Origin of the sequence: Ochrobactrum soli (assembly GCF_003664555.1) — a bacterium.
GTDB lineage: Bacteria > Pseudomonadota > Alphaproteobacteria > Rhizobiales > Rhizobiaceae > Brucella > Brucella teleogrylli.
The window spans coordinates 602,547-626,910 of sequence record NZ_RCHH01000003.1; the positions used below are offsets into that span (position 1 = coordinate 602,547).

Below are 24,364 nucleotides of genomic sequence, written 5' to 3' on the forward strand. Positions count from 1 at the left end.
GTCCACTATTTGGAAGCGCAATGTTCAAGAGACTTTCCCCGCCGGTCCTGCTTCTGCTTCCGGCCTTCATCATTCTCGCAGCGGTGGTTCTGTTTCCTCTCGCGCTGTCGCTTTATTCGAGCTTCACGCCGTTCCGGCTGACGCGCCCCGAGAGCCTGTTCAACTTCATCGGTTTCCGCAACTATCAGCGCATCCTGACCGACTGGGTGTTCTGGGCGGCCTTCATTCGCACGGTGGTCTTCCTCACCATTGCGCTCAATCTGGAAATGCTGCTCGGCCTCGGCCTTGCCATGCTCGTCAACAAGGCGACGCACGGCCAGCGCGTGTTGCGCACGCTGATGATGTTCCCGATGATGTTCTCGCCGGTGCTTGTCGGCTTCCAGTTCAAGTTCATGTTCAATGACAATATCGGTCTGGTCAACAATGCGCTGCAGTCGCTGGGCCTGACCAATACCGCCATTCCATGGCTGATCGACGGCAATCTGGCGCTGATCGCCATCCTGCTGGCGGAAGTGTGGATGTCCACCTCGGTCTTCGCGATCCTTATTCTCGGCGGTCTTCTGTCCATGCCGCAGGACCCGGTCGAGGCTGCGCGCGTCGATGGCTGCACGCCGTGGCAGACCTTCCGCTACGTCATCTGGCCTTATCTGATGCCGTTTGCCTATATCGCGATGACCATCCGTTCGCTGGATGTGGCCCGCGCCTATGACATTGTGAAGATCATGACCGATGGCGGCCCGGCGCGCCGCACCGAACTGATCTGGACGCTGGTGGGCCGCACGGCCTATGCGGATGCGCAGATGGGCATGGCCAATGCCATGGCCTATGTCGCAATCCTGCTCTCGATCCTCTTCACCGTCCTGTTCTTCCGCAAACTTGCGTCCGCACGCACGCAGATTGGAGCGGAGTGGTAATCATGGCAACAACAACACTTTCCAACAGCCAGCATCGTCTGCTGCGCCGTTTCAAGAAAATCGCCTATCTGGTCGGTCTGTTTCTGGCGATGACCGTCATTTGCCTGCCCGGCCTGTGGATCGTGCTTTCGTCGCTGCGTCCGCCGGTCGAGATCATGGCAAAGCCACCGGTCTGGATTCCGCAGGAAATCACGTTGGAAGCCTATCGCGCCATGTTCTCGGGCGCAGGTGCGGGCGGCATTCCGGTCTGGGATTATTTCCGCAATTCGCTGATTATCTCGATCACCTCGACCGTGATTGCGCTGATCATCGGCGTATCTGGCGGCTATGCCTTCGCGCGCTTCCGCTTCTGGGGCAAGTCGGCAACCTTCCTCGGCTTCATGCTGACGCGCTCGGTGCCGGGCATTGCGCTCTCGCTACCGCTCTTCATGGTGTTTTCCCGCGTCGGCATCATCGACACGCATTTTGGCCTCATCCTGACCTATGTGGCGCTGAATGTGCCATTCACGATCTGGCTGATCGACGGCTTCTTCCGTCAGGTGCCGAAGGATCTTGCGGAAGCCGCCCAGATCGACGGCTGCACGCGCTGGCAGGCTTTCTGGCAGGTGGAGTTTCCGCTGGCCGGTCCCGGCATCGCGACGGCTGGCATCTTTGCCTTCCTCACCTCGTGGAACGAATATGCGCTGGCTTCCCAGCTCACCCGTTCCGTCAATTCCAAGACCCTTCCTGTCGGTCTTCTCGATTACACCGCTGAATTCACCATCGACTGGCGCGGCATGTGCGCGCTGGCGGTCGTGATGATTATTCCGGCGCTGACCCTCACATTCATCGTCCAGAAGCACCTTGTTGCTGGTCTGACGTTCGGCGCGGTTAAAGGTTGATAGAACAATGGCTCAGCTTTCCATCAAAAATCTCGTCAAGCGTTACGGCAATGTCGGCGTGGTGCATGGCATCAATCTCGAAATCGCGGACAAGGAATTTGTAGCACTTGTCGGTCCGTCCGGCTGCGGCAAGTCCACAACGCTGCGCATGATCGCGGGTCTGGAATCCATTTCCGGCGGTACGCTGGAAATCGGCGGCAGGCAAGTCAACGATCTGCCGCCGCGTGACCGCAACATCTCGATGGTGTTCCAGTCCTATGCGCTTTATCCGCATATGTCGGTGCGCGAGAACATGGGCTTCTCGCTGAAGATCGCCAAGCAGCCGCAGGCGGAAATCGACCGTCGCGTCAATGAAGCCTCGGCCATTCTCGGCCTCGAAGCACTGATGGAGCGTCGCCCAGCGCAGCTTTCGGGCGGCCAGCGCCAGCGCGTCGCCATGGGCCGCGCCATCGTGCGTAATCCCGAAGTGTTCCTGTTCGACGAACCATTGTCTAACCTTGACGCCAAGCTGCGCACCCAGATGCGCACCGAAATCAAGAAGCTGCACGCCAAGGTGCAGTCCACGGTCGTTTACGTGACGCATGATCAGGTCGAAGCCATGACGCTGGCCGACCGCATCGTCATCATGCGCGATGGTCATATTGAACAGGCCGGAACCCCGGATGAAGTCTTCAAGCGCCCGGCGACGCAGTTCGTTGCCGGTTTCATCGGCTCCCCGCCGATGAATATGGGCGAGGCGACGGTGACGGGCGGCGATCTGGTCTTCGCCAATGGCGACCGCCTGCCGCTGCCTGCACAGTTCCAGGGCAAGGCCAAGGATGGTTCCAAGGTGACGTTCGGTCTGCGCCCGGATGATGTCTTCCCGAAAGGTCATGGCATTTCCACCAGTGACGCCGTGTTTGAAAAGGACATGCGCGTTTCGATCACCGAGCCGCTCGGCAACGAAACGCTTGTCTTCGTGGAATTCGCGGGCAAGGAGTGGGTGGCGCGCATGCTGAACCCGCGTCACCTGCAACCGGGCGAAACCATTACCATGCAACTCGATCTGTCGCAGGCGCATCTTTTCGATGCCGTAAGCGGCAAGACTTTGGCTATCTGACCATGGCACGTATTGAAAAAGTTGAACTGCGCATGGTTGACCTTCCGCCGAAGGTCAAGCGCACCGACGCGATCCAGAGCTTCGTCAGCCAGGAAACGCCGATTGTCACCATCACCGACAGCGACGGCGCGGTCGGCACCGGCTACAGCTATACGATCGGCACCGGCGGTTCGTCGGTCATGCGCCTGTTGAGCGACCATCTCGTGCCGCTCATCATCGGCGAGGATGCTGATTGCATCGAAGCCATCTGGCGCAAGCTGGAATTCGCAACCCATGCCACGACCATCGGCGCGATCACCGCGCTGGCGCTGGCTGCGGTCGATACCGCACTCTGGGATCTGCGCGCCAAGAAGCAGGGTCTGCCGCTGTGGAAGCTTGCGGGCGGGGCCAAGGAAAGCTGCCCGCTCTACACGACCGAAGGCGGCTGGCTGCATATCGAGAAGGAAGCGCTGGTCGAGGACGCGTTGCAGGCCAAGGCCAAGGGCTTCACCGGCTCCAAGGTCAAGATCGGCAAGCCGCACGGTTCTGAAGATTATGCGCGCCTGTCCGCCGTGCGTGCGGCGCTGGGCGACGGCTTCGAGATCATGACCGATTGCAATCAGGGTTTTACGGTTGATGAAGCCATTCGTCGTGCCGAGCGCCTGAAGGAGCTTGATCTGGCATGGATCGAAGAACCGCTTCCGGCGGACGATCTCGACGGTCATATCCGCCTGACGCGCTCCACCCCGACGCCGATTGCGGTGGGCGAGTCCATCTATTCGATCCGCCATTTCCGCGAATATATGCAGAAGGGTGCTTGCTCCATCGTGCAGGTGGATGTGGCGCGCATTGGCGGCATCACGCCCTGGCTGAAAGTCGCCCATGCGGCGGAAACATTCGACATTCCAGTCTGTCCGCACTTCCTGATGGAACTGCATGTCAGCCTCGTTTGCGCGGTGCAGAACGGTCGCTATGTCGAATATATTCCGCAGCTCGACGACCTCACCACCAAGGGCATGGAAATTCGCGACGGTCGCGCCATTGCCCCGTCCGAGCCGGGTATCGGCATCGAATGGGATTGGGATGCAGTGCGTAGCCGTTCGATTTCCGAGTTTACCCGCGAGATCGTGAGGTCGTAATGGCACAAAGAATGGGCATGGTGATCGGACTCAATGCGGAAAAGATCGCAGAATACAAGAAGCTGCACGCCGCCGTGTGGCCGGAAATTCTGGCTCTCATTACCGAGTGCAACATCACCAACTATACGATCTTTCTGAAAGAGCCGGAAAATCTCCTGTTCGGCACATGGGAATATGTCGGCACCGACTTTGAGGCCGACATGAAGAAGATGGCCGATAATCCGAAAAATCAGGAATGGTGGTCCTTCTGTATGCCCTGCCAGAAGCCGCTCGAAACCCGCAAAGAGGGCGAGTGGTGGGCCATGATGGAAGAGGTGTTCCATCATGACTGAGGCTTTCGATCCGACGCAGTTGCGCCAGTGGTGGGCAAAGCCCACCAAGCCAAAACCCATCGTGATCTTTGGCGCGGGCAGCATTGTCGGCGACGCGCACCTGCCCGCCTACAAGAAGGGCGGCTTTCCGGTTGCCGGTATTTTCGATCCCGATCTGGACAAGGCGCGGGAGCTTGCCGACCAGTGGGGCGTCAAGACTTTTGCCAGCGCCGAGGAAGCGATTGCCGTCGAAGGCGCGATCTTCGATCTGGCGACGCCGCCATCAGCCCATGCGAAAATCCTGTCGCAATTGCCGAAAGGTGCGGCTGTTCTGATCCAGAAGCCGATGGGCAGCGACCTCGCCGCCGCGACGGAAATTCTCAAAGTCTGCCGCGCGCGTAATCTGAAGGCGGCGGTGAATTTTCAGCTGCGTTTCGCGCCGATGATGCTCGCGCTTTATGACGCCGTCGATAAGGGCTTGCTGGGCGAAGTGGTGGATTTTGACGCCTGGCTGGCGCTTGCCACGCCATGGGGTCTGTGGCCTTTCCTGAAAGGTCTGCCACGCATCGAAATCGCCATGCACTCGATCCATTATCTGGATTTCGTCCGCGGTCTGCTGGGCGATCCTCTCGGCGTTCACGCCAAGACCATTGGCCATCCGAACCACGACGTAGCCCAGACGCGCACGGCTGCAATTCTGGATTATGGCGACCGCGTTCGCTGCGCGCTGTCGGTCAACCACGATCATGATTTCGGGCGCAAGTTTCAGGCCTGCGAATTCCGCATCTGCGGGACCGAGGGTGCGGCCTATGTGAAACTGGGCGTCAATCTCGACTATCCGCGCGGCGAACCGGACGAGCTTTGGATCAAGTCGAAGGGTGCCGAAGACTGGGTTTCCGTGCCGCTTGAAGGGGCCTGGTTCCCGGACGCTTTCCTCAATCGCATGGCGCAGTTGCAGCGTTTCGCTTGCGGCGAGGATGCCGAACTCCTCGGCTCGGTCGAAGATGCCTGGCACACCATGGCGCTTGTCGAGGCCGCCTATCAATCGAGCGCCGCGCCCGCCACGCCGCTTGCTGCAAAACCGGAGGTCTGACCATGGCCGAGCAGAAAATATATTACGAAGATTATGAAATGAACCATGTGCGCCTCACCACGGGCCGCACGATTACAGAGACGGATTTCGTGGTCCATGCCGGGCATACGGGCGATTTCTTCCCGCATCACATGGATGCGGAATTCGCCAAGACCTTGCCCGGCGGCCAGCGCATCGCGCATGGCACCATGATTTTTGCCATTGGCGTCGGCCTCACGGCGACGTTGATCAACCCGGTTGCTTTCTCCTATGGTTATGATCGCTTGCGGTTTATTCGTCCGGTGCATATCGGAGATACGATCCGCACGCGGGTTACGATCAGTGCGAAGGAAGACGATCCAAAACGCGCCACTATGGGACGCGTGACGGAACGTTGCGAAGTGCTTAATCAGCGGGACGAAGTGGTGCTCGCTTGTGACCACATCCTGCTTGTCGAACGGAAGGCTTGAAAATGACGATACGCTTTGATGGAAAAACCGCGCTGGTGACAGCCGCAGCACAAGGCATTGGCCGCGCCAGCGCGCTGGCCTTCGCAGAAGCGGGTGCCAAAGTCTATGCGACCGACATCAACACCGATGCCCTCAAGGAAATCGAAGGCGTCAACGGTATCATCACCCGCAAGCTCAATGTGCTTGACGAGGCGGAAGTGAACGCACTTGTAGCCGAAATCGGTCAGGTGGACATCCTGTTCAACTGCGCAGGCGTCGTTCATGGCGGTTCCATCCTCGAAATGAAGGACGAAGACCTCGACTTCGCCGTCAATCTCAACGTCAAGGCAATGATCCGCACCATCCGCGCCGTGCTGCCGGGCATGCTGGAGCGCAAGGACGGCGCCATCGTCAACATGGCTTCCGTCGCATCGAGCGTGAAGGGCGTGCCGAACCGTTTCGCCTATGGCGTCACCAAGGCCGCCGTTATCGGTCTCACCAAGGCAGTCGCTGCCGATTATGTTGCCAAGGGCATCCGCTGCAACGCGATCTGCCCCGGCACGGTCGAAAGCCCGTCCTTGCAGGACCGTCTGCGTTCGCAGGGCGATTACGAAGAGCAGCGCGCGGCGTTCATCGCCCGCCAGCCGATTGGCCGCATCGGCCAGCCGGAAGAAATCGCTGATCTCGCCGTTTATCTCGCTGGTGCGACCTACACGACCGGACAAGCTTATAACATTGATGGCGGCTGGACTATCTAAGTTCGCCCCAGCTACCCCCAAAGGAGTAAACTCATGAAATTTCTTCGTTACGGTGAAGCCGGTCAGGAAAAGCCCGGCATTCTCGATGCCGATGGTGCGATCCGCGATCTTTCCGCCCATGTAAGCGACCTTTCCGGTGCGGCTCTTGCCCCCGACGCGCTGGCCAAGCTTGGCGCGGTCGACGTCAATTCGCTGCCGAAGGTTGAAGGCAATCCGCGCCTCGGCCCCTGCGTTGCAGGCACCGGCAAGTTCATCTGCATCGGCCTCAACTATGCCGACCACGCAGCCGAATCCGGCATGGCTGTGCCGCCTGAGCCGGTCATCTTCATGAAGGCCACCTCGGCCATCGTCGGCCCGAATGATGACGTTCTCATCCCGCGCGGCTCGGAAAAGACCGATTGGGAAGTCGAGCTCGGCATCGTCATCGGCAAGACCGCGAAATACGTTTCGGAAGACGATGCGCTGGATTATGTCGCTGGCTACTGCACGCTGCATGACGTTTCCGAACGCGCTTTCCAGATCGAACGCGCCGGTCAGTGGACCAAGGGCAAGTCCTGCGACACATTCGGTCCGACCGGCCCATGGCTGGTGACGAAGGACGAAGTCGCTGACCCGCAGAACCTGAAAATGTGGCTCACTCTTAACGGTGAAACCATGCAGGACGGCTCGACCAAGACCATGGTTTACGGCGTTCGCTACCTCGTTTCCTATCTCTCGCAGTTCATGTCCCTGCAGCCGGGCGACATCATCTCCACCGGCACGCCTCCCGGCGTCGGCATGGGCATGAAGCCGCCGCGTTACCTCAAGGCTGGTGATGTCGTCGAACTCGGCATCGAAGGCCTCGGCTCGCAGAAGCAGAACGTGCGCGCTGACATCTAGGCTTTGTTTACGCATGGTCCCAAAACCGTTCCCATGTTTTGGGATCATGCCCTGATCACGGATATATCATGACGAAAATCACTGACCTGCGCGTCTTCGATCTGCGTTTCCCGACTTCGCAAAGTCTGGACGGTTCGGATGCCATGAACCCGGACCCGGATTATTCGGCGGCCTATGTCATCCTCGATACGGATGATGCCTCGCTGAAGGGCCACGGCCTTACCTTCACCATCGGACGCGGCAACGACATTTGCTGTCAGGCGATTCTCGCCATGCGTCATCTGGTCGTGGGTGCTTCGATGGATGATTTCCTCGCAGCCCCCGGCAAGTTCTGGCGTTACCTGACCGGCGACAGCCAGCTGCGCTGGATCGGCCCGGACAAGGGCGCCATGCATCTTGCCACCGGCGCTGTCGTCAACGCCTTCTGGGACCTGGCTGCAAAGCAGGCAGGCAAGCCGGTATGGCGGCTGGTCGCCGACATGTCACCGGAAGAAATCGCTGACATCGTCGATTATCGCTATCTCACCGATGCGCTGACGCGTGACGAAGCCGTCGCGATCCTGCGCAAGGCGGAAGCCGGCAAGGCCGAGCGTATCGCCACGCTCGAGGCCGAAGGCTATGCCTGCTACACGACCTCTGCCGGCTGGCTCGGCTATGACGACGACAAGCTGCGCCGTCTTTGCCAGGAAGCCATCGACGAGGGTTTCCACCACGTCAAGATGAAGGTCGGCCGTGATCTCGAAGACGATATCCGTCGCCTGACCATCGCGCGCGAAGTGATCGGTCCGGACCGCTATCTGATGATCGACGCCAATCAGGTCTGGGAAGTCGATCAGGCGATCGAATGGGTCAACAAGCTGGCCTTCTCGAAGCCGTTCTTCATTGAAGAACCGACCAGCCCGGACGATGTGGCAGGCCATCGCAAGATTCGCGAAGCCATTGGCGACGTGAAAGTCGCGACCGGTGAAATGTGCCAGAACCGCATCATGTTCAAGCAGTTCATCGCGGAAGGCGCCATCGACATCGTCCAGATCGATTCGTGCCGCATGGGCGGTCTGAATGAAGTTCTGGCCGTGCTGCTGATGGCCGCCAAGTTTGGCAAGCCGGTCTGGCCGCATGCGGGCGGCGTTGGCCTGTGCGAATATGTGCAGCATCTGTCGATGATCGACTATGTGGCCGTTTCGGGCACCAAGGAAGGCCGTGTGATCGAATATGTCGATCATCTGCACGAGCATTTCATCGACCCGTGCGTGATCAAGAACGCGGCCTATATGCCGCCGTCGCTGCCGGGCTTCTCCATCGAGATGAAGCCGCAGTCGATTGCGGACTATACTTTCAAGGGTTGAGCCAGTTTCAATGCCTTAACGAATACGAAAACGCCGCGCTTTGAAGCGCGGCGTTTTCTTTTACAGAAAGCGGATCATCAGGGCACCGGTAAGCAGGAGCACGGCGCCTGCGACACGTCCGGCGGTGATCTCTCGCACGGCGACGCCCATGAAGCCGATGCGGTCAGCAAGTAGACCGGCCATCAACTGCCCGGCCACGGCAAGGCCCATCACGGCTGCTGCGCCGATGCGCGGTGTCAGCAGGATCGATGCGGTGACATAGATACAGCCCAGCGCGCCGCCCGCGACGAACAGCCAGCCTGCGGGTACATTGAATGTGGGAAGGTTGCCGGTCGCCTTTGCGGTTATGGTCGAGACGATGGCGAGAATGACTGCACCTGCCAGAAATGAAATCGCAGCGGCAGTCGGTGGGGAGCCAAGTCCGCGCGCAAGAGCTGCATTGATCGGCGCCTGAATGGCGATGCAGGCACCCGAAAGAATGCCGAACAAGGTCCACAGCATAAAATATCCTCTCCTGAGTTTCCCATTTCTTCAAAGGCTGGACGCCAATGTTTCACCGGCGATCTTCGACCATCCGATGAAAAAACAACGGGTAAGAATGCGCTAAAATGCTATCGCACAAAGCCGTGACATTCGTGATCAATTTTCAGGGAAAATTTGCCAAATCAAAGAGATGAATGGTGCTGCGAGAGAGGATTGAACTCTCGACCTCTCCATTACCAATGGAGTGCTCTACCACTGAGCTACCGCAGCATTCTCTTGAGTGCGGCGGACTTCTGACACATCATTGCGCAAATCGCAAGCGACCAAATGCATTTCTTTTCACATAATGTGGAAATCTGCGTATAGCTGCGCTTCAAGCCGCTTTTCCGGCGCTTTTTCTCGTAGTAAACACGGCTCATGAGCGAAAAACCGATCAATCAGGAACGACAAAACCAGCTGGACCGCCAAAAAAAGCGGCTGGCCGATCAGCTGCGCGCGAATCTGATGCGCCGCAAGGAACAGTCACGCTCGCGACGCTCCGGCGAAGCGGATGAGCGCACCGACGGCATTGCCAGCGCCGGGAAAGAAGCGGGGCAAGAAAAGGAATAGGGCATCATCCGACCAAATAAGAGTTCGCTTTAGCTTGGAAAGCCTTTCTTGAAGAGAAACGTCGGCTAAGGTAAAAGCGCTTTTCTGTTCTCGGTTGCCATTGTCGTTCGAAAGCGATTCGCCTTCGAACGTAATTCCGCCGCAAGACTCGTCATTTGTCATGTATCGCCGTCGCGCCGTTCAGGTAGCAGCAACAGCACATCCCGAAAAGGGTGAACCGGTTTTCGGATAAGATGTGCTTGAAAACAAACAGTTGGAGTGTCGATCCGATTATCCCGATCGAAACGCGTTCCAACGGCTTCAAATCGATTACCGGGGGAGAAGCCCCGGCCCAGAAGGGGAAACAGCATGGATCGCATCAAAATCGTCGGCGGTAATAAGCTGAATGGAATCATTCCGATCTCGGGCGCAAAAAATGCCGCGCTGCCCTTGATGATCGCTTCGCTCCTGACCGACGATACGCTGACGCTCGAAAACGTGCCGCATCTGGCCGATGTCGAGCAGCTGATCCGCATTCTGAGCAATCATGGCGTTGATTATTCGGTCAATGGCCGCCGCGAACACCAGAACGGCGCTTATTCCCGCACCATCCATTTCACAGCCCGCAACATCGTCGATACCACCGCGCCTTATGAGCTGGTCTCGAAAATGCGTGCAAGCTTCTGGGTCATAGGCCCGCTTCTGGCGCGTATGGGCGAAGCAACCGTGTCCCTGCCGGGCGGTTGCGCTATTGGTACGCGTCCCGTCGATCTGCTGCTCGATTGCCTGCAGGCGCTGGGTGCCGAAATCGACATCGAAAACGGCTATGCCAAGGCGCGTGCGCCGAAGGGCGGTCTTGTCGGTGGGCGCTATCGCTTCCCGAAAGTTTCGGTCGGCGCAACGCATGTCATGCTGATGGCCGCAGTTCTCGCCAAGGGCGAAACGATCATCGAAAACCCGGCGCGTGAGCCTGAAGTCGTCAATCTTGCCGACTGCCTCAATGCAATGGGCGCGAAGATCACGGGTGCAGGCACCGGCACGATCCATGTGCAGGGCGTAACCAGCCTTTCCGGCGCGCGTGTGCGCGTCATTCCTGACCGTATCGAAACCGGCACCTATGCCATGGCTGTCGCCATGACCGGCGGTGACGTGCTGCTCGAAGGCGCACAAGAAAGCCTGCTTTCCTCGGCGCTCGATACGCTGCGTCAGGCCGGTGCGGAAATCACCGAGACCAATAGCGGCCTGCGCGTTGTGCGCAACGGCCATGGCATCCATCCGGTCGATGTCACGACCGATCCGTTCCCGGGTTTCCCGACCGACCTTCAGGCGCAGTTCATGGGCCTGATGACCAAGGCCAAGGGCACGTCGCACATCACCGAAACGATCTTTGAAAACCGTTTCATGCATGTGCAGGAACTGGCGCGTCTTGGCGCGAAGATTTCGCTGTCTGGCCAGACGGCGACCGTTGAAGGCGTGGAACGCCTCAAGGGCGCTCAGGTCATGGCGACCGATCTGCGCGCATCGGTATCGCTGGTTATTGCGGGCCTTGCCGCTGAAGGCGAAACCGTCGTCAACCGCGTCTATCATCTGGATCGCGGGTTCGAGCGTTTGGAAGAAAAGCTTTCGCGTTGCGGCGCGAATGTCGAACGCATCAGCGGATAATCGGCAAGGGCCGGAGCTTAAATCAAGCTCCGGCTTTTTCATTCTGGCACGCTGATTGATCACAGGCTTGAAAAGCCTGTCGATTTTTTTCTGCCGACATGCAAAGTTATTGGGCAAAGTTGTCTCAAACCATTGAGCAAAGTTGCTTCGTGAACCAACCATGTCGCCAATCTGGATGCGATGTCGGGCGGTTGTTTTGAACATGACAGGAATTCGGTGCGGACCATGGATATGTTGAAGCTTGTGGCGTTGGATGAAGAGGATTTACAGGTCCTGTCCGCCCATCTTCAGGACGCGGTTCTCAAAGTCTCCGATCTGCAATTTATCGCCAAAGAGCAGCGCTTTTTATTGACGGCGAACCGTTTCGTCTGGGAAGAGGCGCGGCCGAAATTCCTGCGCAAGCCGCAATATCAGCGCCGCCGCGCCGCTCTGCATTTCAACCGCGTCACTGCCGCCAAGGCTACTGGCATCGACCGCCAGAAGCAGGATGATGTCCTGTCGCTGCTGACGATCGGTTTTGTCCCCGGCGAAGCGCCTGCAGGCACAATAGAACTGACATTCTCGGCAAATGCCGCTATCCGTCTTTCGGTGGAATGCATCGAAGCGCAGCTGACGGATCTGGGCGCGGCCTGGGAAACGGAATCGCTCCCGCGTCACGGCGTATGACAATGTAACTTCGATGCATCGCGTCTGCTGCCATGCGGGCGATTGCTCTTATCTGGACTATTTAGAGGAATAAAAGCGTGGTCACGACGCTCAGACAAACCGATCCGAACTTCGAACAGCAATTCGCAGCCTTTCTGTCCGGCAAGCGCGAAGTTTCGGAAGACGTGGACCGCGCAGCCCGCGAAATCGTCGAGCGCGTGCGTCGCGAAGGTGATGCGGCGCTGATCGACTATTCGCGCCGCTTCGACCGTATCGATCTGGAAAAGACCGGCATTGCCATCACGGAAGCTGAAATCGACGCGGCTTTTGAAGTTGCGCCCGCATCCACCGTCGAAGCGCTGAAACTGGCGCATGAGCGCATTGAAAGCCACCATGCGCGACAGTTGCCCAAGGATGACCGTTACACGGATGCGCTTGGCGTCGAGCTTGGTTCGCGCTGGACGGCAATCGAGGCGGTTGGCCTCTATGTGCCGGGCGGCACGGCCAGTTACCCAAGCTCGGTTCTGATGAATGCCGTGCCCGCCAAGGTGGCGGGCGTCGAGCGCATCGTCATGGTTGTTCCCGCACCCGACGGTATTCTCAATCCGCTGGTGCTGGTTGCAGCGCGTCTCGCAGGCGTCTCGGAAATCTACCGCGTCGGCGGGGCACAGGCCGTTGCCGCGCTTGCCTATGGCACGCAAACCATCAAGCCGGTCGCCAAGATCGTCGGCCCCGGTAATGCCTATGTCGCGGCTGCCAAGCGTATTGTTTTCGGTACGGTCGGCATCGACATGATCGCTGGTCCGTCGGAAGTTCTGGTGATTGCCGACAAGGACAACAATCCGGACTGGATCGCTGCCGATCTGCTTGCGCAGGCAGAGCATGACACTGCCGCACAATCCATCCTCATGACCAATGACGAAGCGCTGGCCAAGGATGTGGAAGCGGCGGTTGAGCGTCAGTTGTTGACGCTGCCGCGTGCTGAAACTGCCACGGCAAGCTGGCGCGATTTCGGCGCGGTCATTCTCGTGGAGGATTTCGAGGCGGCGGTTCCGCTCGCCAACCGTATCGCTGCCGAACATCTGGAAATCGCCGTCGCCGACCCGGAAGCGCTGCTGCCGAAAATCCGCAATGCCGGTTCCATTTTTATCGGCGCGCACACGCCGGAAGTGATCGGCGATTATGTGGGCGGCTGCAATCACGTGCTGCCGACGGCGCGCTCGGCCCGCTTCTCGTCGGGCCTGAATGTGCTTGATTATATGAAGCGCACCTCGCTTTTGAAGCTTGGCCCGGACCAGTTGCGGGTTCTCGGCCCTGCTGCCATCGAAATCGCGCGCGCCGAAGGTCTTGACGCGCACGCCAAGTCAGTCGCCATCCGGCTCAATCTATGAGGCATCATGACCGCTGGCGTTCCCAATGCCCGTCTTGTTGATGTCGAGCTCGATGAATCCATCGGGCGGTCGACGCCTGACGTCGAGCATGAACGCGCGGTCGCGATTTTCGATCTGATCGAGGAGAATTCCTTTCACCCGATTGGCGACGAGACCGGCGGTCCCTACAGGCTGAAGCTGTCGCTGATGGAAACGCGGCTGATCTTTGCCATAAGCCGCGAAAGCGGGGACGATGTGGCGACGCATATATTGTCGCTGACCCCGCTGCGCCGCGTGGTGCGCGATTATTTCATGATTTGCGAAAGCTATTATCAGGCGATCCGCTCGGCCACGCCAAGCAAGATCGAAGCCATCGATATGGGCAGGCGCGGACTGCATAATGAAGGGTCGCAAACCTTGCAGGCGCGGCTGAAGGGCAAGATCGAAGTCGATTTTGACACGGCGCGGCGACTGTTCACGCTTGTCTGCGTGCTGCATTGGCGAGGTTGAGCCTGCATGGTCGCCGTTGATGTTGAAAGCGCGCAGGATGATGGAGAGGGCGATGGCGGCCCGAAACAGAAACTGCCGTCATCCCTGCTTTTCGTCTGCGGCAAGAACGCGATCCGCTCGCCGATGGCCGAACTTCTTGCAAGAAAGCTGCTGCCGCCCAATATATATGTGGCTTCTGCAGGTGTGAAACGGGGCGAACGCGATCCATTCGTGGATGCGGTGCTTTCGGAAGAGGGTCTTTCGCTCGACGACCGCCAGCCGCGGGGCATTGAAGAACTGGCCGACGGCTATTTCGATCTCATTGTGACGCTGACACCGCTTGCCCACCATACGGTGCTGGAGCGCATGCGCGGTTTCTCCGTGGATGTGGAATATTGGCCGACACCAGACCCCACGCTGGTCACCGGCAGCCGCGAGCAGATCATGAATGCTTATCGCGATGTGCGGGATCGGTTGAAGACGCAGATTTTGCAGCGTTTCAGCCCGAAATAAGTTCACGGAATTCCGTTGTTCACAAATGCCGCCTAATCATATAGGTTCCGGCCAAATTTAGGATCAGAGTCCATTTTCGGACGCTTTTATCGAAGAAAGAAACAGGTATCGCATGGCGAAAGAAGAAGTCCTCGAATTTCCGGGTGTTGTTACGGAACTGCTGCCGAATGCAATGTTCCGCGTGAAGCTCGAAAACGAACATGAAATCATCGCTCATACGGCTGGCCGTATGCGTAAGAACCGTATCCGCGTTCTGGCTGGTGACAAGGTTCTGGTCGAAATGACCCCTTACGATCTGACCAAGGGTCGCATCACCTACCGCTTCAAGTAAGCTTATCACGCACGGGCAGCCGTTTCGGGGGTGTTCTTGACGACAGTTGCGCAACATAAGCTGGTTCTGGCTTCCGGGTCTCCTCGCAGGATCGAACTGCTTGGGCAGGCCGGTATCGAGCCGGATCATATCCAGCCTGCGGACATAGACGAGACGCCGCAGCGTGGCGAGCATCCCCGCTCGCTGGCGCGTCGTCTGTCGCGTGAAAAGGCTGAAGCGGCGTTGGCGCAACTGAAAAGCGACGCCAATTTCGTCAAGCCCTTCCTGCTCGCGGCCGATACGGTCGTCGCGGTCGGGCGGCGTATTCTGCCCAAGGCGGAAACCGCCGATGAGGCGCGTGAATGTCTGCGTCTTCTGTCGGGCCGTACCCATAAGGTCTTTACGGGCGTCTGCCTCTTTTTGCCGAACGGCAATCTGCGCCAGACCCTGGTGGAAACACGCCTGCGCTTTGAGCGCCTGTCGCGCCAGCAGATCGACGCCTATCTCTCTTCCGGGGAATGGCGCGGCAAGGCTGGCGGCTACGCCATACAGGGCCTTGCAGGCAGTTTTGTCGTCAAGCTGGTCGGCTCCTACAGCAATGTGGTCGGCCTGCCGCTTCAGGAAACCGTAAGCCTGCTGGCTGACGGTGATTATCCGGTCTATGCCAACTGGAGCACCGGAAAAGTTTAAGGTTCAGCCATGAACGGCAAGAAGGACATATCCGCAGCAGCAGGCGCACGCGTGACGCCGCTGCGCCCGACACGACCTTGCCCGGAATGCGGCAAGCCTTCGGCGCGTGACAGCTATCCGTTCTGTTCGCCGCGCTGCAAAAGCATCGATCTCAATCGTTGGCTTTCGGGAAGCTATGTCATCCCCGGCAAGCCTCTGGGCGACGAGGATGAGGGCGAGAATTAGGGTTTTTGGCGCTTTTTCTGATGTGAAATCAAAACATTAGAGAAACTGTGAGAAAAGCGCATAAAAAATGCGATACGGTGCTGGACAGCGCGAAATTTAATGCTATAACCCACCCACTTCCGGCGGACACCAACACCGCCACAAGCAAGACCAAGTGCTTGCGACAGGATGCCCGGATAGCTCAGTTGGTAGAGCAGCGGATTGAAAATCCGCGTGTCGGTGGTTCGAATCCGCCTCCGGGCACCACTTCTTCTCCAAGAAAGAATGCTGCATTTTAAGCGACAATGTTTGCGTGTTGCCGCTTTTCACAGCGGTTGATTGCATGATCTCTTGCGCGGATTGCCGACAATTCGTTATGTGGGAGTGTCGTGCAGCCGATTGGGACGGCGTTTCATTCGGATGCACCTAAAGGAAGCCGTCAACGCCTGTCTGCTTCATTCCGACAGAAGCGCGTTGCGGGTCTCAGGAGGGGTTTGTCCATGCGTTGGCTGTTCGGTGCTGTTTTGATCCTGATGCCGTCTCTGGCCCATGCTGAAGCCGATCAGGACCGCATCTCCTATGTATGCGACCACGACAATGTCATCGATGTCTTCACCTCGACCGACGACCCCAACCATATCCGGTTGAGCGCTTTCAGCCGCGACCGTCTTCTTGAGAAGGTGCCCTCCAGCTCCGGCAGCAAATTTGCGGGCGAGGGCTATGAAATTGCATTCGAGACCTTGTCCAAAATCGCCATCACGTCGCAGGGCGTCACATATCAATGCGTTATGGATTCGGTGGAATAGGGCGGGGGCCGCCTCACCGTCGCTGCGTTTTGCAGAGACGACGCCGGCAATCCGTTTTGCAATGGAATAAGCAAAAAAGCGAAGTCAGACCTGTCGATCAGTCTGTCGTGAAATCTTCGCTAAATGCTTGAAAAGAAATGGCGCACCCGAAAGGATTCGAACCTCTGACCCCCAGATTCGTAGTCTGGTGCTCTATCCAGCTGAGCTACGGGTGCTTGCCTTGGCGCCGCTCGCTGCGGCGATGGGCGGTTGATAATCGGACCCATTGCTAAATGCAAGCGTCTTGTGAGAAAAAAATGCCGTTCTGTGAAGATTTCTTGTCAAAGCCCGGATTTCCGGGCTTTTTCACCGTTGTTTTCCCTGGGGTTTTTCCCCAGTCACACGGTTTCTTCGCGCCGCGCTTGTTCTCTTTCGCGCTGTGCAGGCAAATCAGGCAGACGAATCTCGAAATGCGCGCCGATCGGGCGGTCTTCGCGAAGCTCGATACTGCCGCCATGGGCGCGAATAAGCTCCTGCGCGATGGCAAGGCCCAGTCCGGTGCCGTCGCTGCGGGTCGAACCCTTGAACGCCGTGAAGAGATTGTCGCGCGCCTTTTGCGGCAGGCCGGGCCCCGTATCCTCAACGCCGATGATCGCCGTGGTGCCGATTCGTCCAGATGAGAGCGTCAGGCGCTTCACCGCGGCGGCACCGCCGGTAGCGTCGCGCTCCATGGCCTGCACGGAATTGCGGCAAAGATTGCTCAGCACGCGGAACAGCTGTTCCGAATCGACATTCAGTTCGAAGTCGTCAGGAATGCGATTGTCGAACTCGATGCCGCTTTCGCTTTCCAGATTGAGGCTTTCCTGCACATCCGTGACGATGGCGTGCAGGTTGACACGGCGCGGCGTCGGCGGCGCTTCCTGCGAGCGCCCATAGGCGATGACGCTTTCCGAATAGCTGATGGCGCGGCTGAGTGTGCGGATCAGCTTCGGCGCGAAGCGCTTCACCATCGGGTCCTTGGCGTCAGACAGATGGTCCGACATCAATTGCGCGGAAGCCAGAATATTGCGCATGTCGTGATTGATCTTCGATACGGCGAGGCCGAGATCGGCCAGATGCTTCTGTTCCTTCAGCGTGCGTTGCAGATCGCTCTGGATGTGGGCAATCTGTCGTTGGGCAATGCCGAACTCGTCCTTGCGGTTTTCCGGCACGAGAATGAGCGCTGGATTGTCGGGCGTCGTTGCGAAATCGATCATGTTGCGATGCATGATGCGCACCGGGCGCAGCAGCATTTCATGGATGATGAGATAGATCAGGCTGGCGGCGATCACCGAAATAATCAGCGAAATGACGGCCACGTTACGGGCATAGAGCAACATGGCGCGGCGCATGGGCGCATCGGAGGTGACGATTTCAATCACGCGCCCCGGCGACGTGGTGGGCGAAACGGAACCGTAGATGCGCAATGTCCGGTCGCCACCGTGAAAAAGCGTGCTGAAGGCGTCCCAGATGGACGCCGCTTCGCTGACATTGTCGAGGTCGATCACCTGATCGATCTTGCCAGGCACTTCCGACATGGCGAGAAGGCGTGACGCGCCAGCTTCGCGCAGTGCAATCGCCTTGGTGCCGGTAACGAGCAGCACCTTGTCCTGAATGGCGCGCGGCACGTCCATATTGGCGCTTGCCGCCAGCACTTCGCTGACTGCGCCCACCGTATCGAGGCGCGATGTCAGCCAGCGCAGGCGCATATTGGCGATGGACGGCACGAAAATCAGAACTTCCGCTACCAGAACGGCGAGAACGATAAGCAGAAGCAATTTGCTGGAAAGGCGGTTCTGCCAGCGCAGCCGCGTAAATTGCGCCGGCGAGGTGCGATCCTCGGCGCTTCCGTCCGGCGCAGCGGTTTCTATCGGAGCAACGCCCGGAACTATGGTCTTTTCAACAACCGCCATAACCTGATTCCAAATAGACGGCGACTGGGGCTGTTGGCCGGTGCAGCGCGTCCGATATGTCTATGAGTCTCGATACTGCAATAAATATAGCTTCCTATATATGGTGGCGGGGGAGATTTCCAACAGGCTTTATTGTATCGATTTAAATGTGGTCGTCACTTGTTGGGTGCAAGGATTACCGAAATTTAATTCGACCTTCTTGGGAGGCGATGCAAAAAAGCAATATGGGGATGTGTTAGCTATTTCTCCATCGAATCCCTGTCATGGGCAGGCGGTAACCATCTTGCCGATAGGTTGTCGCGAATGGTCGGGCATTCGACGTGTCGTGCAAAAAAGTATATTTTTGAAAAGACAGGCCCGTCGGGCAGCGACGGGACGGGGCCTGCCGGAGAGCTGAATGAAATCGTGGAAGCAGATTGCACTCTGCCTGCTTATTGTTCTGGCCGCTGCGGGCGGCTGGTACGCCTATAAACAGAAGAACGCTGCGCCGGAAAACGCCGCCGCAGGCGCTGACACGCCCCGCACTCAGCAATCCGCTGCCCGATCCGGCGCGAGGGCGCCGCTGGTCGTCGTCGAACCGGCCAGCGAGGAAACGATCAACAATCGCCTGACCGTCATTGGTTCTGCACGTGCGCTTAGCACTGTTTCGATCACGCCTTATTCCAGCGGTTATATGAACAAACTTTTCGTCAAGGCGGGCGACCGCGTCAAGGTTGGCGACCCGATTGCAGAACTCGATTCGGATACCGAGACAATTGCCGTCGCCAAGGCTGAAACGGCCCTGAAAGATGCTGAGACGACCCGGCAGCGTATTGAGCGGCTGCGCGCCACCAACACCGCAACCGGTGTTCAGGCGGTCGAAGCCGAACTGGCCGTCGCCAATGCGCAACTTGCACTGAAGGACGCGCAACTTGCCTTGAACCGCCGCACGGTGCGCTCGCCGATTTCGGGTGTGGTGGGCATTCTGCCCGTCAATGCTGGCAACTATGTCACCGCGCAGACCTCCATTGCGCGCATTGACGACCGCTCGAAGATGCTGGTCGATATCTGGGTGCCTGAGCGTTTTGCGCCGCAGATCAAGGTTGGCCAGCCGCTGACGGCGGAAACGACGGCCTTTCCGGGGGAAACCCACAAGGGCGAAATCAACGCCGTGGACAATATGATCGATGAGGCGAGCCGCACGATGCATGTGCGGGCCGAGGTCGATAATTCCGAAGATCGCCTGCGCGCCGGCATGTCGTTCTACGTCACCGTGCTTTTCCCCGGCAGCCGGTTTCCGTCTGTCGATCCGCTGGCGATCCAGTGGGGCGCGGACGGCTCTTATATCTGGCGCATCGAGCAGGGTTTGGCAAAAAAGGTCGCCGTGCGTGTCGTGCAGCGCAATGCGACGAGCATTCTTCTGGACGGTCCGGTCAAGCAGGGCGACATGATCGTCACGCAAGGGGTGCAGACCGTGCGCGATGAAGCGCCCGTGCGCGTGATGGAGGAGCAGGGCACCGCCCGCGCCGAGCCTGCGCCTACCAAGCGCGTTGCCGGTTGAGGGCGCGCCGGTGAGCAACCATAAATCACCATCCGCCGAGCGGGGCGGTTCGACGGCGCTTTTCATTCGTCGTCCGGTCTTCGCCTTTGTCGTCAATGTTCTGATCGTCGTTGCGGGCCTTGCCGCTTTTACCGGCGTCGATATTCGTGAATTGCCCGATGTGGATCGTCCGGTGGTTACGATCAGCACGGATTTCAGCGGCGCGTCCGCCGAAACCATCGACCGCCAGCTGACGCAGGTTCTGGAAAACGCCGTTGCGCGTGTTTCCGGCGTCAAGTCGATTTCCTCCACCTCGTCCTTCGAGCGCAGCCGCGTGACGGTTGAGTTCAATGACGGTGTCGATCTCAACGTTGCCGCTGCCGATATGCGCGATGCGATTTCACGCGTCGCCAACACGGTGCCGGAAGAGGCCGATCCATCCCGCATCATCAAGGCGGATTCGAACGCCGATCCCGTGATGCGACTGGCCGTGACGTCGGACTCCATGTCGGTCGACGACATGACCGTGCTGATCGAAGATCAGATTCAGGATGTGCTGTCGGCAGTGCCGGGCGTGGCCGATGTGCAGATCAATGGCGACCGCGCCAAGATTTTTCGCATCGATATCAATCAGGCGCGCCTTGCAAGCTACGGGCTGACGCTGGCCGATGTCGCGACCGCGCTCAATTCCATGGGGCTGGATGCGCCAGCCGGATCGCTGCGCAGCTCCGATCAGGCCATCGTGGTGCGCGCGACGGCCAATCTGGAAAAGCCCGAAGATTTCGAGAATGTCTATATCAAGGGCCGTACACAGGTCCGAGATATCGCCACTGTCACGCTCGGCCCCGATGTGGAAAGTTCTGCCGTGCGTTCCAACGGCAAAATGGCAATCGGCCTTGGCATCGTGCGTCAGGCGCAGTCCAACACGCTCGATATTTCGCAAGGCGTGCGCGCCGCCGTTGCCAATCTTCAAACGACATTGCCGCCGGGCGTGAACATCGCCGTCACCAGCGATGATGCAAGCTTCATCAATGGCGCCATCCACGAAGTCGAGATTGCGCTGATCGCTTCGGTGATCATCGTGGTAGCGATCATCTTCATGTTTTTGTGGGATATTCGCGCCACGCTCATTCCGGCGCTCTCCATGCCGGTGGCGCTGATCGGCACCGTCGCAGCGATTTATCTTGCGGGCTTTTCCATCAACATCCTGACATTGCTGGCGCTGGTGCTTGCCACCGGCCTTGTGGTCGATGACGCCATCGTGGTGCTGGAAAATGTCGTGCGTCGACGCAATCAGGGCATGGGGCCGCGTGCTGCTGCCGTGTTGGGCACGCAGGAAGTGTTCTTTGCCGTCATCGCGACCACCCTGACACTTGCCGCCGTGTTTGTGCCGATTTCGTTTTTGCCGGGGCAGGCGGGCGGCCTGTTTCGTGAGTTCGGCTTCGTGCTGGCCATTGCGGTTCTGCTGTCGTCGGTCGTCGCGCTGACGCTGTGTCCGATGCTGGCCTCGCGCTTTCTGAAAGAGGGAAGCGGCGAGACGGAAGGTGCGCATGGACCGCTGTTCCTGCGCCGGATTGGCGGCGCGCTCGCCGGTTTCTATCGCAAGACGCTCCATGCCTGTCTGGCCGCGCCATGGGTGGTCGTGCTGGTGGCGCTGCTTTTCGGTGGCGCGTCGGTCGTGGTCTTTGGCACGATCCGTCAGGAACTGACGCCGTCGGAAGACCGCGCGGTGGCGCTGCTGCGCATCAATGGCCCGCAAGGCATCAGTGTTGATTTCCTGCAATCGCAGCTCAACAAGATCGAGGAAGCCATCCAACCCTTGCGCGACGATGGCGAGATTGTCACCACCTATGCCATTGCGGGTTCCGGTGGCTCCTCCAACAATGGTTTCATGGTGCTGACGCTCGCGCCATGGAAGGAGCGTCACCGCAGCCAGCAGGAGATCATGGCGGATATCACGAAGCGGGTGCAGAACATCACCGCCGTGCGTATTTTCTCGACGCAGCCGAACAGTCTTGGCATTCGCGGCGCGGGTAACGGACTGCAATTCGCCATTGTCGGCAGCGACTACGCCAAGCTTCAGCCTGCCGCGCAGGCCGTGGTTGCGGCGCTGGAAAAAGATCCGCGCTTTGTGCAGCCGCGCCTGTCGGTGGAGCCGACGCAGCCGCAGCTTTCCGTCGAGATCAACCGTGAGCGCGCCTCCGATCTTGGCATCGACATTACCGGCCTTGCCAATGCCGTGCAGTCGGTACTGGACGGGCGCAAGATCGGCTCTGTCTATGTCGGCGACCGCAGCTTCGACGTGAAGTTTGTCGCGACAACCAATCCGATCAACGATCCGACGGATTTGGAAAACATCTTCATGAAAGCGGCGGACGGTCGCTATGTGCCGATGTCGTCCATTGCAACCGTTGTTGAAAAGGCGGTGCCGCCGCAGCTCGACCGAGAAACGCGCCAGCGTTCGGTGGCCATCACCACTGGCCTGCGCGCCGATTTCGCGCTCGGCAATGCCTTCACGGCAGCACAGGAAATCGCCGCGCCGCTATTGCCGCCGGGCAGCCATATCATTCCGCTGGCCGAAGCCTCGACGCTCAGCGAAACCTCCACCGGCCTTGCCATGGTATTCGGCTTTGCCATCATCATCATTCTGCTGGTGCTGGCCGCGCAGTTCGAAAGCTTTGTCAGCGCGCTGATCGTCATGGCGACGGTGCCGCTCGGTCTGGGCTGTGCGGTTGTCGCGATGATGCTGACCGGCACCAGCCTCAATGTCTATAGCCAGATCGGCCTTGTGCTGCTGGTCGGCATCATGGCCAAGAACGGCATTCTGATCGTCGAATTCGCCGATCAGCTGCGCGACAAGGGGCTGAGCGTACGCGAGGCGGTCGAGGAAGCATCCAATATCCGCCTGCGTCCGGTCTGCATGACCATGATTTGCGCCGTGTTGGGTGGCGTGCCGCTGGTGCTAGCAAGCGGAGCGGGCGCGGAAGCCCGCGTGGCGCTCGGCTGGGTGATCGTCGGCGGTCTTGGCCTTGCAACCATTGCGACGCTTTATGTGACGCCGGTGGCCTATCTGCTGCTCGGACGCTTCACCAAGCCGAAGGTCGAGGAAGAAGCGCGTCTGCAACGCGAGCTTGTTCGGGCCGTGGCTCTGGAAGAGAAGCTGAAGTAAAAATACTGGCTATGCAAACAAAAACCCGGAAGCACGCTTCCGGGTTTTTTCTTTTTGAGATGGCAATGATTATTTCTTCATCGCATCAGTGACCTTTGTGGTCCAGGCGCCTTCCGGCTTCTTGGTGATGACCGGATCGGAGCCGCCACCAAGCAGCGTTTCGACCGTGCGGTCGGCAGCGGCAACATCGAGCGTGCCGTCCGAGCCGTCGATCAGCTTGCCGATTTCCTTGACCATGCGTTCCTGAACTTCCTGCTTCTGCGCACCGGAAGAATCATTGTCGAGAATGATTTCGGCGGCTTCATCCGGGTGTTCGGACGCATATTGCCAGCCCTTCATCGAAGCGCGGACAAAGCGTGCCAGCTTGTCGACCATGGCTGGGTCATCGAGGCTCTTTTCGAGCACATAAAGCCCGTCTTCCAGCGTCGCGACGCCCTGTTCTTCATAGGGGAAGACGACGAGCTGGTCGGCAGGAATACCGGCATCAATAACCTGCCAATATTCATTATAGGTCATAGTGGAAATGCAGTCGGCCTGCTTCTGGATCAGCGGATCGACATTGAAGCCCTGCTTGAGAACAGTGACCCCATCCTTGCCGCCCGTGGTCGGGATTTTCAGATGGTTCATCCAGGACAGGAACGGATATTCATTGCCGCCGAACCAGACGCCCAACGTGCGGCCCTTGAAATCTTCCGGCTTGGTGATGCCCGTTTCCTTGCGGCAGGTCAGCATCATGCCCGACTTCTTGAAAGGCTGCGCGATGTTGACCAGCGGCACGCCCTTTTCGCGGGTGGCGAGCGCCGACGGCATCCAGTCCACCACCACATCCGCACCGCCACCGGCGATCACCTGTGGCGGGGCCACGTCCGGACCGCCCGGCTTGATCTCGACGTCGAGCTTTTCTTCTTCGTAGAAACCCTTGTCCTTGGCCACGTAATAGCCTGCGAACTGGCCCTGCGTAACCCATTTGAGCTGCAAGGTCAGCTTGTCGGCGGCCATGGCGGTCGTGCTCATGAGTGCCAATGCAAGTCCGGCTGTTGCAAGGCCTATGGATAGTGCCTTCTTCATGCTTGGTTCTCCTCTGGTTAACGGTCCCGCCTTATGGTGGCGGATACCGGATCTGCTTACATCTGCGTCTTTCCTGCAAAAGCACTTCGC

At 58.8% G+C, this 24,364-nt stretch carries 25 protein-coding genes and 3 tRNA genes; 23 read left to right on the top strand and 5 right to left on the bottom strand.

Annotated elements, in window-relative coordinates:
* Positions 1–20: 20 nt before the first annotated feature.
* The 10 genes from D8666_RS08210 to D8666_RS08255 all read left to right on the top strand — a co-directional run bounded on the left by D8666_RS08210 (position 21) and on the right by D8666_RS08255 (position 8,827).
* Complete coding sequence (locus D8666_RS08210) at positions 21–914, top strand: carbohydrate ABC transporter permease (protein WP_109368243.1); 894 nt, start codon at positions 21–23, stop codon at positions 912–914.
* A 2-nt stretch (positions 915–916) separates the two neighbouring features.
* Positions 917–1,795 (top strand): carbohydrate ABC transporter permease, encoded by an 879-nt coding sequence (locus D8666_RS08215; protein WP_109368244.1) that lies wholly within the window; start codon positions 917–919, stop codon positions 1,793–1,795.
* A 7-nt stretch (positions 1,796–1,802) separates the two neighbouring features.
* Positions 1,803–2,894: an ABC transporter ATP-binding protein gene (locus D8666_RS08220; RefSeq protein ID WP_109368245.1), complete on the top strand. Its 1,092-nt coding sequence runs from the start codon at positions 1,803–1,805 to the stop codon at positions 2,892–2,894.
* Positions 2,895–2,896: 2 nt separating this feature from the next.
* A complete protein-coding gene (locus D8666_RS08225; RefSeq protein ID WP_109368246.1) occupies positions 2,897–4,012 on the top strand; it encodes a mandelate racemase/muconate lactonizing enzyme family protein in 1,116 nt (371 codons plus the stop codon).
* Positions 4,012–4,344: an L-rhamnose mutarotase gene (locus D8666_RS08230; RefSeq protein ID WP_109368247.1), complete on the top strand. Its 333-nt coding sequence runs from the start codon at positions 4,012–4,014 to the stop codon at positions 4,342–4,344. Before D8666_RS08225 ends, D8666_RS08230 begins: the two co-directional genes overlap by 1 nt.
* Positions 4,337–5,416 (top strand): Gfo/Idh/MocA family protein, encoded by a 1,080-nt coding sequence (locus D8666_RS08235; protein WP_109368248.1) that lies wholly within the window; start codon positions 4,337–4,339, stop codon positions 5,414–5,416. The genes D8666_RS08230 and D8666_RS08235 overlap by 8 nt, the downstream gene beginning before the upstream one ends.
* 2 nt (positions 5,417–5,418) lie before the next feature.
* Positions 5,419–5,865 (top strand): MaoC/PaaZ C-terminal domain-containing protein, encoded by a 447-nt coding sequence (locus D8666_RS08240; RefSeq protein WP_078337859.1) that lies wholly within the window; start codon positions 5,419–5,421, stop codon positions 5,863–5,865.
* 2 nt (positions 5,866–5,867) lie between these two features.
* Positions 5,868–6,602, top strand: a complete 735-nt coding sequence (locus tag D8666_RS08245; RefSeq protein ID WP_121537202.1) for an SDR family oxidoreductase — start codon at positions 5,868–5,870, stop codon at positions 6,600–6,602.
* Between the two features lie 33 nt (positions 6,603–6,635).
* On the top strand, positions 6,636–7,481 hold the full coding sequence (locus D8666_RS08250) for a fumarylacetoacetate hydrolase family protein (protein ID WP_121537204.1): 846 nt from the start codon (positions 6,636–6,638) through the stop codon (positions 7,479–7,481).
* A gap of 68 nt (positions 7,482–7,549) precedes the next feature.
* Positions 7,550–8,827, top strand: a complete 1,278-nt coding sequence (locus D8666_RS08255; protein WP_121537206.1) for an L-fuconate dehydratase — start codon at positions 7,550–7,552, stop codon at positions 8,825–8,827.
* 60 nt (positions 8,828–8,887) lie between these two features.
* On the opposite strand, the gene D8666_RS08260 is transcribed toward D8666_RS08255, so the two are convergent.
* Both D8666_RS08260 and D8666_RS08265 read right to left on the bottom strand, forming a co-directional pair.
* Complete coding sequence (locus D8666_RS08260; protein WP_109368252.1) at positions 8,888–9,328, bottom strand: DMT family transporter; 441 nt, start codon at positions 9,326–9,328, stop codon at positions 8,888–8,890.
* Positions 9,329–9,505: 177 nt separating this feature from the next.
* Positions 9,506–9,580: transfer RNA gene (locus D8666_RS08265), tRNA-Thr, on the bottom strand.
* Between the two features lie 147 nt (positions 9,581–9,727).
* Between D8666_RS08265 and D8666_RS08270 the strand changes: the two genes are divergently transcribed.
* The 11 genes from D8666_RS08270 (at position 9,728) to D8666_RS08325 (ending at position 16,587) form a co-directional block, all read left to right on the top strand.
* Complete coding sequence (locus tag D8666_RS08270; RefSeq protein ID WP_109368253.1) at positions 9,728–9,919, top strand: hypothetical protein; 192 nt, start codon at positions 9,728–9,730, stop codon at positions 9,917–9,919.
* A gap of 348 nt (positions 9,920–10,267) precedes the next feature.
* A complete protein-coding gene (gene murA, locus D8666_RS08280; protein WP_078337866.1) occupies positions 10,268–11,560 on the top strand; it encodes a UDP-N-acetylglucosamine 1-carboxyvinyltransferase in 1,293 nt (430 codons plus the stop codon).
* A gap of 225 nt (positions 11,561–11,785) precedes the next feature.
* On the top strand, positions 11,786–12,226 hold the full coding sequence (locus D8666_RS08285) for a DUF2948 family protein (RefSeq protein ID WP_109368256.1): 441 nt from the start codon (positions 11,786–11,788) through the stop codon (positions 12,224–12,226).
* A gap of 77 nt (positions 12,227–12,303) precedes the next feature.
* The gene (gene hisD / locus D8666_RS08290; RefSeq protein ID WP_121537210.1) at positions 12,304–13,596 is read left to right on the top strand and encodes a histidinol dehydrogenase; all 1,293 of its coding nucleotides are present in this window, start codon (positions 12,304–12,306) and stop codon (positions 13,594–13,596) included.
* A 6-nt stretch (positions 13,597–13,602) separates the two neighbouring features.
* Positions 13,603–14,085, top strand: coding sequence for a UPF0262 family protein (locus D8666_RS08295; protein WP_109368258.1), 483 nt, complete (start codon positions 13,603–13,605; stop codon positions 14,083–14,085).
* Positions 14,086–14,091: 6 nt separating this feature from the next.
* Positions 14,092–14,577 carry an arsenate-mycothiol transferase ArsC gene (locus D8666_RS08300; protein ID WP_235858902.1) on the top strand — a complete coding sequence of 162 codons (486 nt, stop codon included), beginning with the start codon at positions 14,092–14,094 and terminating at the stop codon, positions 14,575–14,577.
* Between the two features lie 112 nt (positions 14,578–14,689).
* Positions 14,690–14,908, top strand: coding sequence for a translation initiation factor IF-1 (gene infA / locus D8666_RS08305; protein WP_002965531.1), 219 nt, complete (start codon positions 14,690–14,692; stop codon positions 14,906–14,908).
* Positions 14,909–14,944: 36 nt separating this feature from the next.
* On the top strand, positions 14,945–15,577 hold the full coding sequence (locus tag D8666_RS08310) for a Maf-like protein (RefSeq protein WP_109370155.1): 633 nt from the start codon (positions 14,945–14,947) through the stop codon (positions 15,575–15,577).
* Between the two features lie 9 nt (positions 15,578–15,586).
* A complete protein-coding gene (gene yacG / locus D8666_RS08315; protein ID WP_109368259.1) occupies positions 15,587–15,802 on the top strand; it encodes a DNA gyrase inhibitor YacG in 216 nt (71 codons plus the stop codon).
* A 170-nt stretch (positions 15,803–15,972) separates the two neighbouring features.
* A tRNA-Phe gene (locus D8666_RS08320) sits at positions 15,973–16,048 on the top strand.
* Between the two features lie 233 nt (positions 16,049–16,281).
* Positions 16,282–16,587: a hypothetical protein gene (locus D8666_RS08325; protein WP_109368260.1), complete on the top strand. Its 306-nt coding sequence runs from the start codon at positions 16,282–16,284 to the stop codon at positions 16,585–16,587.
* 138 nt (positions 16,588–16,725) lie between these two features.
* Here D8666_RS08325 and D8666_RS08330 read toward each other — a convergent pair.
* Both D8666_RS08330 and D8666_RS08335 read right to left on the bottom strand, forming a co-directional pair.
* A tRNA-Arg gene (locus D8666_RS08330) sits at positions 16,726–16,802 on the bottom strand.
* Positions 16,803–16,964: 162 nt separating this feature from the next.
* The gene (locus D8666_RS08335) at positions 16,965–18,518 is read right to left on the bottom strand and encodes a sensor histidine kinase (protein ID WP_109368312.1); all 1,554 of its coding nucleotides are present in this window, start codon (positions 18,516–18,518) and stop codon (positions 16,965–16,967) included.
* A gap of 397 nt (positions 18,519–18,915) precedes the next feature.
* Here D8666_RS08335 and D8666_RS08340 point away from each other — a divergent pair, with 397 nt between their 5' ends.
* Together D8666_RS08340 and D8666_RS08345 are read left to right on the top strand one after the other, a co-directional pair.
* Positions 18,916–20,058, top strand: coding sequence for an efflux RND transporter periplasmic adaptor subunit (locus tag D8666_RS08340; RefSeq protein WP_121537212.1), 1,143 nt, complete (start codon positions 18,916–18,918; stop codon positions 20,056–20,058).
* Between the two features lie 10 nt (positions 20,059–20,068).
* Complete coding sequence (locus tag D8666_RS08345) at positions 20,069–23,206, top strand: efflux RND transporter permease subunit (RefSeq protein ID WP_109370160.1); 3,138 nt, start codon at positions 20,069–20,071, stop codon at positions 23,204–23,206.
* A gap of 69 nt (positions 23,207–23,275) precedes the next feature.
* Here D8666_RS08345 and D8666_RS08350 read toward each other — a convergent pair whose 3' ends face one another.
* Entirely contained in the window at positions 23,276–24,274 is a 999-nt protein-coding gene (locus D8666_RS08350; RefSeq protein WP_109368314.1) for an ABC transporter substrate-binding protein, read from the bottom strand.
* Positions 24,275–24,364 lie beyond the last annotated feature (90 nt).

What these genes read in the sequence shown, in the direction of transcription:
- D8666_RS08260 (WP_109368252.1), bottom strand. Translation starts at nt 9,328, where the DNA reads ATGCTGTGGACCTTGTTCGGCATTCTTTCGGGTGCCTGCATCGCCATT.
- D8666_RS08225 (WP_109368246.1), top strand. Translation starts at nt 2,897, where the DNA reads ATGGCACGTATTGAAAAAGTTGAACTGCGCATGGTTGACCTTCCGCCG.
- D8666_RS08240 (WP_078337859.1), top strand. Translation starts at nt 5,419, where the DNA reads ATGGCCGAGCAGAAAATATATTACGAAGATTATGAAATGAACCATGTG.
- infA (WP_002965531.1), top strand. Translation starts at nt 14,690, where the DNA reads ATGGCGAAAGAAGAAGTCCTCGAATTTCCGGGTGTTGTTACGGAACTG.
- D8666_RS08270 (WP_109368253.1), top strand. Translation starts at nt 9,728, where the DNA reads ATGAGCGAAAAACCGATCAATCAGGAACGACAAAACCAGCTGGACCGC.
- D8666_RS08255 (WP_121537206.1), top strand. Translation starts at nt 7,550, where the DNA reads ATGACGAAAATCACTGACCTGCGCGTCTTCGATCTGCGTTTCCCGACT.
- D8666_RS08235 (WP_109368248.1), top strand. Translation starts at nt 4,337, where the DNA reads ATGACTGAGGCTTTCGATCCGACGCAGTTGCGCCAGTGGTGGGCAAAG.
- D8666_RS08230 (WP_109368247.1), top strand. Translation starts at nt 4,012, where the DNA reads ATGGCACAAAGAATGGGCATGGTGATCGGACTCAATGCGGAAAAGATC.
- D8666_RS08250 (WP_121537204.1), top strand. Translation starts at nt 6,636, where the DNA reads ATGAAATTTCTTCGTTACGGTGAAGCCGGTCAGGAAAAGCCCGGCATT.
- D8666_RS08215 (WP_109368244.1), top strand. Translation starts at nt 917, where the DNA reads ATGGCAACAACAACACTTTCCAACAGCCAGCATCGTCTGCTGCGCCGT.
- D8666_RS08245 (WP_121537202.1), top strand. Translation starts at nt 5,868, where the DNA reads ATGACGATACGCTTTGATGGAAAAACCGCGCTGGTGACAGCCGCAGCA.
- yacG (WP_109368259.1), top strand. Translation starts at nt 15,587, where the DNA reads ATGAACGGCAAGAAGGACATATCCGCAGCAGCAGGCGCACGCGTGACG.
- D8666_RS08285 (WP_109368256.1), top strand. Translation starts at nt 11,786, where the DNA reads ATGGATATGTTGAAGCTTGTGGCGTTGGATGAAGAGGATTTACAGGTC.
- murA (WP_078337866.1), top strand. Translation starts at nt 10,268, where the DNA reads ATGGATCGCATCAAAATCGTCGGCGGTAATAAGCTGAATGGAATCATT.
- D8666_RS08350 (WP_109368314.1), bottom strand. Translation starts at nt 24,274, where the DNA reads ATGAAGAAGGCACTATCCATAGGCCTTGCAACAGCCGGACTTGCATTG.
- D8666_RS08335 (WP_109368312.1), bottom strand. Translation starts at nt 18,518, where the DNA reads ATGGCGGTTGTTGAAAAGACCATAGTTCCGGGCGTTGCTCCGATAGAA.
- D8666_RS08300 (WP_235858902.1), top strand. Translation starts at nt 14,092, where the DNA reads ATGGTCGCCGTTGATGTTGAAAGCGCGCAGGATGATGGAGAGGGCGAT.
- D8666_RS08210 (WP_109368243.1), top strand. Translation starts at nt 21, where the DNA reads ATGTTCAAGAGACTTTCCCCGCCGGTCCTGCTTCTGCTTCCGGCCTTC.
- D8666_RS08325 (WP_109368260.1), top strand. Translation starts at nt 16,282, where the DNA reads ATGCGTTGGCTGTTCGGTGCTGTTTTGATCCTGATGCCGTCTCTGGCC.
- D8666_RS08295 (WP_109368258.1), top strand. Translation starts at nt 13,603, where the DNA reads ATGACCGCTGGCGTTCCCAATGCCCGTCTTGTTGATGTCGAGCTCGAT.
- D8666_RS08220 (WP_109368245.1), top strand. Translation starts at nt 1,803, where the DNA reads ATGGCTCAGCTTTCCATCAAAAATCTCGTCAAGCGTTACGGCAATGTC.
- D8666_RS08340 (WP_121537212.1), top strand. Translation starts at nt 18,916, where the DNA reads ATGAAATCGTGGAAGCAGATTGCACTCTGCCTGCTTATTGTTCTGGCC.